Raw genomic sequence first — 2,829 nt, 5'->3', positions numbered from 1 at the left:
GCTCGGCGACGGCGAGGTGAGAGCTAGGCAGTAGAGCGGCAGCGAGCTTTGTTTCTAGCAGGCTGTAACGAACGATGATTGAGTGCTGACTGCGGACGGCGGTAAAATTTCACTACAAAACGAACGGAGCGATAAAATACCGATTGTGCGCGGCGGTGAAATTTCACCCCGAAAGGCGGGCGGCGGCAAAATCTCACCGAAAGAGGCGCAGCGAAGATAGAGCTCGGCGCTCACAGCTCGCCGGGCGTCTGAAAACTCCGCTTTCGTTTGCGTTTTGAAGCGAATTTATCGCGGATACTCACGGGCCGCTTCATGTTTTGGAGACCGCCCCGTTCATGCGTGTTGTGTGCGCATCGTTAGCGGCGCGGCTAGCCGATGCGATATGCACGCGCTCAAGACGGATCGGGCGGCGCGTGGAATATTCGGCGCGAGCCGTAAGCAACGCCGATCGTGCGGGCACGCAAAATTCGAGCGGGCGATTGCAGGGCGCCTAGACGCGATAGGGCTTAGTTTCGCGCGCTTGCGGTAAGTTACGTCGAATTTATGCGAGGTTTGGGCGAAATTGTTCAACGTGCGTCGCGAAATTTAAAGCGCGCGGCAGTTGTAAAACCGAGATGCCGCGGCTGTCACAAAACTAAGACGCCGTAGCGGTCGCAAAACCACGACGTCTTTGCGGCTGCAGAAGCAAGGCGTCGCGATAAAGAGCGCCTTTTCGGCGTGCATAGGTCTCGTTCGTCGCGCCAAGCGACGACGAGCAATAAAATTTGGAGCTAAGCTTGGATCTACTAAATATCGTAAATTTAAAGAAATTTTACCTGCGAGAGGATCGCAGCAAAAACGTCGTTTTTGAAAATTTTGATCTGCGAATTGGCGCCTCGCCGCGGTTCATCAGCCTCACGGGCCCCGACGGCGCGGGCAAATCCACGCTTTTAAAGCTCATCTGCGGCATCATCGCGCCCGATTGTGGCGAGATAAAATTTGCTGGCTTCACCCCTAGCGGCGAAAATAAAGAATTCGTCCGCGCAAACGGCTACATGTCGCAGAGCCTGGGGCTTTACGAGGAGCTTAGCGTCTGGCAAAATTTAAACATCTTCGCAGGCCTAAAAGGGCTCGATCTAAAAGACGGCGAGGAGTATCTGCGCGGGCTTTTGCGCCGCGTGGGGCTTTTGAAATTTAAAGATTACGCCGTGGATTCGCTCTCCGGCGGGATGAAACAAAAGCTCGGCGTTGCGTGCGCGATTGCGGCTCGTCCGCGGCTTTTGGTGCTCGATGAGCCCACCGTCGGCGTCGATCCGCTCTCGCGCAGCGAGCTGTGGGCGATCGTGCGCGAGTATCTGGATCAAAGCGGCGCGAAATGCATATTTTCGACGGCGTATTTCGACGAGGCGGCGGATGCCGATCTGACGCTGATTTTGCTCGGCGGCAAGATCATAGCGCAGGAGCGCGCCGTAAAGATCACCGCGGCGCTGCGGGAGCATACCTTTCGCATTGACGGCGAGGATTATCAGCGCCTGGCGCGCCGCTTGATGTTTAAGACGCAAAGATTTTTAAAAAACTCCCCGCTCATCGACATCTGCCCCAGAGACGGCAGCGTCGATCTGCTAAGCGATGAGCCGATAAGCCTGCGCGATCTGCAGGGGTTTTTAAACGCGAGCCTAGAGGGTGACGGCGAAAATACAGAGCGCGAAAACGGGAGTGACGAAAATTTTAAAATTTCAAACGGAAACGAGGGCGTTAAATTTAACGAAAACGGAAGCGCTAAATTTAAACTTAGCCCGCGCGAGGTGAGCCTAGAGGATGCGTATATTTTTTTAAATAAAGCAGAGATCGGCGCGGCAAACTTCGGCTACGAAAAAAGGAGCTTCGATGCGGCGCAAACCGTCATCAAAGTGCGCGACGTGAGTAAAAAATTCGGCTCATTCACCGCCGTGGAAAATACGAGCTTCGAGGTCAAAAAGGGCGAGATTTTCGGCCTTCTGGGTCCAAACGGCGCGGGCAAGACGACGACCTTTCGTATGATCTGCGCGCTTTTGGGGATGAGCGGGGGCGAGATCTCGGTCATGGGTGAGGATCTGCGCCACGCCAAATCATCGATCAGATCGCGCATCGGCTACGTCTCGCAGAAATTTTCGCTTTATAAAAAGCTAAGCTGCTATCAAAATTTAGAGTATTTCGGCCGCAGCTACGGCATCGGCGGAGTAGCGCTAAAGCGGCGTATAGAGGAGCTTTTGAGCGAGTTTGGCTTGCAGCGGCTGCGAAACGAGACGTGGCAGAACCTGCCCTTTGGCGCGGGGCGCAACCTCAGCATGGCGTGCGCGCTCATCCACCGCCCCGAGATTTTGTTTCTCGACGAGGCCACCAGCGGCGCCGATCCGCTCTCGCGCAGGCTCTTTTGGAACCGCATAAACGCGCTGGCGCGCACCGGCGTGAGCGTGGTCGTGACGACGCATTTTATGGAGGAGGCGGAGTATTGCGATCGGTTTTTGATCCAAGATCGCGGCAAAATCCTAGCGCTGGGCAGCCCGGATGAAGTCTGCGTGCAGCACGGGCGGCGGCTTAGCGTGCAGCAGGCCTTCATAAACGAGGTGCAAAAATTTAGAAGCGAGGCGGGCGATGAGGGCTTTTGATCTGAATTTTGCGCGAGCGGCTAGGATTTTTGATCCAAATTTTATGCGGGCGGGGCGAAAACCGGTGCGCCCGCGCGATAAAATTTTAAGCGGCGCAAGGGTCTTGCGGGGCGATGAAATTTTAAACGGCGGCGGAATTTTGAGCGACCGGGCTTTGAATGTCGGTGAAATTCTAAGCGGCAGCGATATTTTAAACCAGGTA

2 protein-coding genes are annotated in these 2,829 nt (G+C 55.1%); both read left to right on the top strand.

Annotated features, from left to right (window positions below):
- The first annotated feature begins 776 nt into the window (after positions 1 to 776).
- Positions 777 to 2,627 carry an ATP-binding cassette domain-containing protein gene (locus Q0236_RS10715; protein WP_297917703.1) on the top strand — a complete coding sequence of 617 codons (1,851 nt, stop codon included), beginning with the start codon at positions 777 to 779 and terminating at the stop codon, positions 2,625 to 2,627.
- Positions 2,614 to 2,829: hypothetical protein (locus tag Q0236_RS10710; protein ID WP_297917700.1), on the top strand; the 216-nt coding region annotated here is incomplete at its 3' end. The genes Q0236_RS10715 and Q0236_RS10710, both read left to right, overlap by 14 nt.

Origin of the sequence: uncultured Campylobacter sp., assembly GCF_938031315.1 — a bacterium.
Lineage (GTDB): Bacteria > Campylobacterota > Campylobacteria > Campylobacterales > Campylobacteraceae > Campylobacter_B.
Note: the sequence above shows the minus strand (reverse complement) of the source record. Positions and strands in the feature narration are given on the sequence as shown.